The 6,041-nt window shown below is 53.2% G+C and carries 6 protein-coding genes; all 6 read left to right on the top strand.

Annotation, left to right across the window (positions count from 1 at the left end; translation table 11 throughout):
* The first annotated feature begins 27 nt into the window (after positions 1 to 27).
* On the top strand, positions 28 to 558 hold the full coding sequence (locus JTA15_RS04930; protein WP_020884377.1) for a fimbrial protein: 531 nt from the start codon (positions 28 to 30) through the stop codon (positions 556 to 558).
* 54 nt (positions 559 to 612) lie between these two features.
* Positions 613 to 1,290, top strand: coding sequence for a molecular chaperone (locus JTA15_RS04935; protein ID WP_020884376.1), 678 nt, complete (start codon positions 613 to 615; stop codon positions 1,288 to 1,290).
* Positions 1,291 to 1,334: 44 nt separating this feature from the next.
* Positions 1,335 to 3,860 (top strand): fimbria/pilus outer membrane usher protein, encoded by a 2,526-nt coding sequence (locus JTA15_RS04940; protein ID WP_219372926.1) that lies wholly within the window; start codon positions 1,335 to 1,337, stop codon positions 3,858 to 3,860.
* Positions 3,861 to 3,862: 2 nt separating this feature from the next.
* Positions 3,863 to 4,810, top strand: coding sequence for a fimbrial protein (locus JTA15_RS04945; protein ID WP_020884374.1), 948 nt, complete (start codon positions 3,863 to 3,865; stop codon positions 4,808 to 4,810).
* Positions 4,811 to 4,818: 8 nt separating this feature from the next.
* Positions 4,819 to 5,334: a fimbrial protein gene (locus tag JTA15_RS04950; RefSeq protein ID WP_014169728.1), complete on the top strand. Its 516-nt coding sequence runs from the start codon at positions 4,819 to 4,821 to the stop codon at positions 5,332 to 5,334.
* Between the two features lie 47 nt (positions 5,335 to 5,381).
* Positions 5,382 to 6,041, top strand: a 660-nt coding sequence (locus tag JTA15_RS04955; protein WP_047744524.1) for a response regulator transcription factor, incomplete at its 3' end; no start/stop codon positions are given.

The following is a 6,041-nucleotide window of genomic DNA, read 5'->3' on the forward strand; positions in this document are numbered from 1 at the left end:
AAATAAAGTGATACAGGATATAGCATGATGAAAAAAACACTTCTTCTGGCAACGATCGCAGCAGGTTCCGTACTGACAATGGCCAATGCGTTTGCCGCTGCAGGTACCGTTAATTTTAACGGAAATATTCTGGATTCTGCCTGTGATGTTGATGTGGCATCGCAGAACCAGGTGGTTGTACTTGGGGATTATTATAAAACAGAGTTTACCGCGACGGGGGCGAGAACCGCGGCAACGAAATTCGATATTATTTTGAAAAACTGTCCGGTCTCGGTCACGAATGCCAAAGTGCGCTTTGACGGTACTCCGGATGCGTCTAATAGCAATCTTCTGGCAATTGACACCTCCGTGGCGGGTGCCGCAACGGGCGTGGCGATCAACCTGATGACCGCGGATAAAGCCGACCTGCCTCTGCATGGCAGTAATGGTTACACCTACATGCTCAGCAGCTCTGCAGACAATACGCTCAATTTCTATGCCCAGTATATTTCGACCACGGCCAGCGTCACGGCGGGCCCGGCGAATTCTGTCGCCAACTTCTCGGTGGTTTATAACTAGCTCTTTTGCCTGAACGTCGGGGCCGCCCCGGCCCCCAATTTTATGAGGAACAGAATGTATTTTTTCAGAACCCCTTTACTGGCAACAGCGTTGTTATCTCTGATGCTGTCAACGGCTCATGCCGGCGTCATTATTGGTGGTACGCGCATTATTTTTGATGGCGCTAAAAAGGAAACGTCACTCAGTGTGAATAACCCTGATGGTACACCGTATTTAATTCAGTCATGGATCGACGTGCAGGAAGGGGCGTCAGGCAAGGTGCCTTTTATTATTACGCCGCCTTTGTATCGTCTGGATGGCGGGCAAAAAAACGTTGAGCGCATCGTGATGACGGGGGCACTGCCTCAGGATCGGGAAAGTTTATTCTGGCTGAATATTAAAGCGATTCCGTCTGCCTCAACGCAGATGAACGCATTACAAATTGCGGTTAAAACGCGCATCAAACTGATTTATCGGCCCGCTGAGCTGCACGCGTCCACGCCTGACGAACAGGCCAGTCAATTACGCTGGCGCAGAACCGGGAATGAACTTCAGGTTAATAACCCGACCGCGTATGTCATCAATTTTAATGAAATCACCCTTGGGGGTAAAAAAATCGATGACGTGTCGTATGTCTTACCCGGTGGCTCAGTCCGTTTCACGTTACCGCAAGGGGCCAGCGGCAGCGTACTGACGTTTAAAGTGATTAATGACTTTGGCAGCCCTGGGGGGGCTCATCAGGCAACCTTATAACCGGTGAAATGCGGGCATTGCCTGTCATAAATGAGTTAAAAGCGATGGCAATACACTATTTTCGGGCTCGACCTGCACCCCTGGCGACAGTGATCGGATTAATACTTGCAGGTTCATCGCAGGCGCTTTTTGCCGGTGAGACATTTAATGCCGAACTGGTTGAACTTGATAATCCAGGAAGAGGGAGAACGGATTTATCGGCATTTGAATCCGGATCGCAGGCACCCGGCACCTATCACGTCGATATTGTTCTTGATGACCAGCTAATGGCGACCCGCGATATCACCTTTACTGCAGTAAAAGACGAAAAAGGCAATGACGTCCTCCGGCCGTGCCTGAGTCTTGACCAGTTAAAACAGTGGGGCGTGAGAACCACGCTTTTCCCGCAGCTGGCGGCGAACAACGGTGAATGCGCAAACCTTCAGGCGATCCCGCAGGCCAGTAGCGATTTTCAGTTTGGCACACAGCGGCTGGTGATCAGCATTCCTCAGGCCGCCATCGACCTGCCAGCCAGGGACGCGGTCCCGCCAGAGATGTGGGATGAGGGGATTAATGCCGCCATGCTTAATTACAGTCTGAGCGGCGCAAACGCGTGGGCGAAGAACACTCGCGGCAGCCAGAATGATAGCCAGTACGCCAATCTGCGCCCCGGGGTCAATATCGGGCCGTGGCGCTTACGTAATTACACCACCTGGTCACGGGATTCCACCGGTGAGGATCGGTGGGACAACGTATATACCTATGCGCAGCGCGCCGTCATTCCGCTGAAAGCACAGCTGATTATCGGGGACAGTACCGCACCGGCGGATGTTTTCGACAGTATGCCATTTCGCGGCGGTCAGCTGGCCTCGGATGATGACATGCTGCCGGACTCTCTTAAAGGTTATGCGCCCGTGGTCCGCGGCATCGCGCGAACCAATGCGCAGGTGGTGGTCCGCCAGAATGGTTATCAAATTTATCAGAGCTACGTGGCGCCAGGCGCGTTTGAAATCTCGGACATGTATCCCACCGGCGGCGCAGGCGATCTGGATGTGACCATCAAAGAGGCTGACGGGAGTGAGCAGCATTTCACGCTGCCTTATGCCTCGCTGCCGGTCCTGCAGCGGGAAGGACGACTGAAGTATGCGGTGACGGCCGGGCAGTATCGTGCCTACAACAGCCGCGTGGAGAAAACGTCTTTTGGTCAAATCACCGGTATTTATGGGATTCAGCACGGCATCACCCTTTACGGTGGGATGCAGGGGTCTGATAAATACCGTTCAGTGGCGTTTGGCGTCGGTAAAAATATGGGGGATATCGGCGCGATCTCTGCCGACGTGACCCAGGCCTGGTCAACGCCGAATAACACCGACAAAACATCCGGTCAGTCCTTGCGCGCGCGTTACAGCAAAAATATGGCGAAGACCGGGACAAACTTTTCAATTGCGGGATACCGATATTCAACCCGTGGCTATTACGGGATGCAGGACGTGCTGGATTCCTACGGCGACAGCAGCGCCCTGCAGGATCGGCGGCGTAACCGTGCTGAACTAACCATGAGCCAGGCGCTGGGCGGCGCGCTGGGTTCACTGACGCTCAGCGCCGCACGCGAAGATTACTGGAATTCTGGTCAGGCGATGGCCTCCTGGAGCGTGGGCTACAACAATGACTGGAACAACGTCAGTTACGGTTTGACCTGGACCTACAGCAAGAATGGACGCGGGAGCGCGCAAAACGCGGACCACGATCGGTTGCTGGCCTTTAACGTCAGCGTACCGTTGGACAAATTCTTGCCGCGTACCTGGGCTAACTATGGCATGAACGCCAGTAAGCACAACGGCACGACGCACGTGGTCGGGCTGAACGGCGTGTCTCTGGAAAACAGTGCCCTGAACTGGAACGTGCAGCAAGGTTATGGCACACAGGGCACGGGAAATACCGGCAACCTGAACGGCGACTATAAAGGCACCTATGGCGAAATTGTCGCGGGCTACAGCTACGACAAACACAGCGAGCGCCTGAATTACGGGTTGCAGGGGGGCGTCATTGCTCACCGTGACGGCATCACGCTTTCGCAGCCGCTCGGTGAAACCAATATCCTGGTGAAAGCGCCGGGTGCACACGGTGTCGATATTCGCAATCAACCCGGGGTTCGTACGGATTACCGCGGGTATACGGTGGTTAACAATCTGTCGGTATACCGAAAAAACGACATCACTCTTGAGCCGGAAACTATGCCGGATGACGTGGAACTTGAGATTAATACGCGCACCGTAACACCGACTCGCGGGGCGATAGTGGAAGCCGATTATGTGTCTAAAATCGGGCGGCGGGTGCTAATGACCCTGTCCGACGGGCAATATGCCGTTCCGTTTGGTGCGGTCGTCACGCTCAAAGGCGACAGCAACAGCAGCTTTATTGTGGGCGACCGTGGTCAGGTCTATTTAACGGGACTGCCCGGACAGGGAGAAATCGTGGCAACCTGGGGAAATCAACCCGGTCAGCAGTGCCGCGCGCAGTTTAGCCTGCCTGCACAACCCACCTACGGCGGAATAACCGACGTTAACGCGCTTTGCCGCCAGGAAGGTTAAAAATGAAATTTGCTTTATCTCTGATCCTGCTCTGTTTACTGAGCGGGTGGAATAGCGCCCGTGCCGGCACCTGTACAACCATCACGCCGCAAATATCGACGATATCTGTGGGCACGATTAACGTGCAGCGTGATGCCCCCGTGGGCACCATTATTTTTTCTCGCGCTGCTTCATCAACGGGAACCTATTTAACGGGATGTTCTAACCCGCTGATGCTGGGATTCAGTATGCGATATAACAATGGGAACCTGAGCAGCTACGGTAACCATGTTTATGCCACCAATGTCAGCGGTATTGGTATTCGCTTTTCCTCGGGGAATTATTTTGAAAACCCGGCTTACACGTTTTCGTATAACGCGGTGACGTCGTATGTGGATTGGTTTGGTGGAAAAGTTGAGCTGGTGGTGACCGGCCCGGTAACGTCGGGCGCTTTAACGCCGGGCGTTATCGGAACCGTGGCGCTTCAGGGAAGTGACGGTGTTTATCGTGACGGTCTGACGGTCCAGTTAACTGACGGCACAATTAATGCGCTGGCATGCACGATAACGACGGCGCAGTTGACGTTCCCGATAGGCGATATTCCGGCCTCATCGTTTGGCTCCGTTATTGGAACCACGCCATCCGGCGCCCAAAATACGCAAAATCTGGGGTTAACCTGCAGTGCCGGCACCAATATCAGTGTGTCACTCAGCGGTATGCAAAATCCGGACAGCGCCAATACCAGCGTCATGGCATTAACCGGTCAGGGGAATGCCGGTACGGCAAAAGGGGTAGGGGTTCAGCTACTTTATAACGGTTCTCCTTTGGTAATGAACGGTCGCCTGTTATTAAAACAGTCTGCGGGAGGACAGGAGACGCTCCCGTTAACCGCGCGCTATTACCAGACGTTAACCACCGTGGAGTCAGGTTCGGCAAATGCGTCAGCCACGCTCACGATAACCTATCAATAACCGGTGAGATGATGAAAATAATTCCCGCGGCGTTGCTTGTGTCGGGTTTACTGTGCGGCAAAGCGCTATGTGCAGACAGCGTAAATATCGGGGTCACCGGAAATATCGTGGCCTCACCCTGCCTGTTTAATAACGGCAATACGAATCTCGATATTAATCTGGGCAATATCCAGGCGAGTAATATGGTGACGCCAGGATCATCCTCAGACCCGGTTACGTTTGATCTGTTATTTACCCAATGTCCGGTGGGGACGCGTAGCGTCACCGCTACCTTTACGGGCACACCCGACCCTGTTGCCGGCGCCGACTATTACATTAACCGTGGTACGGCCACCCACGTGGCGATAGCAATGCGCGAGGCCGGAAGTGGCATACTGAAAGGGAACGGCTCCAGCATGACGGAATATGTCGCCTCAGACCGGACGGCGAAGATGGCGATGCAGGCTGCGGTTATATCCACCGGAGGCAGGGCGACGCCCGGCACCCTCAGCGCAGTGGTGGTCATTACGCTGCAATACAATTAAGTCGCGCGGGATTTCACGCGCATTTTTGCTTCCCGTCGGTGTGGTCTATGTTGAATATTTTAATTAGCGAGACGGATTCGTTATTTCAGTCTGGTCTGCAGTATTTTTTTATGGATTTCTTTTGGCGTAATTTTAATGACTGTATTCACTTTGATTATGAAATGACGCCGCATAACGTCAGCACGGCGGATATTATTGTCCTCTCTTTATGCCAGGGGGAAACCCTGACCTGTTTTCCGGAATTACAGTCACGGCAAAAAGGCATTGTGATCGGCTGGGTTGACGATGAGCAACGGTCTACGGCGTCGCAATCCTGTTATCAGGATATTATTTTCATCTCCCGCAGGGCCTCTCTTGACATGATTGGCGAGACGGTAGGGGGCGCGTGGCGTAAAGCGCAGTTGAAGGGGCATGTGCTGCAGAAAACGTCCTGTTTCGATTGCGAGCATAAGATATTATCACCGCAGCAAATACGCATCGTCATGAACCTGTATAAAGGCTTATCCGTTATGCAGACGGCAGACGCGTTACAGATCGGCTATAAGACCGTTTTTGCGCACAAATACATGATCATGCAAAAATTTAACCTGCGAAGTGATTATGAGCTTATCGCGCTGCTCAACAGGATGGTGAAGAAAAACGGCACCCCCAATATTTTTCGTGATTCTGTGAGACAGGGTTTACAGGACCGCCCCTGTCTGGAGGCG

Origin of the sequence: Enterobacter sp. BIDMC 29 (genome assembly GCF_019378755.1) — a bacterium.
Taxonomy (GTDB): Bacteria; Pseudomonadota; Gammaproteobacteria; order Enterobacterales; family Enterobacteriaceae; genus Enterobacter; species Enterobacter ludwigii.

Coding starts and splice junctions, on each gene's coding strand:
- JTA15_RS04945 (WP_020884374.1), top strand. CDS start 3,863: ATGAAATTTGCTTTATCTCTGATCCTGCTCTGTTTACTGAGCGGGTGG.
- JTA15_RS04935 (WP_020884376.1), top strand. CDS start 613: ATGTATTTTTTCAGAACCCCTTTACTGGCAACAGCGTTGTTATCTCTG.
- JTA15_RS04940 (WP_219372926.1), top strand. CDS start 1,335: ATGGCAATACACTATTTTCGGGCTCGACCTGCACCCCTGGCGACAGTG.
- JTA15_RS04950 (WP_014169728.1), top strand. CDS start 4,819: ATGATGAAAATAATTCCCGCGGCGTTGCTTGTGTCGGGTTTACTGTGC.
- JTA15_RS04930 (WP_020884377.1), top strand. CDS start 28: ATGAAAAAAACACTTCTTCTGGCAACGATCGCAGCAGGTTCCGTACTG.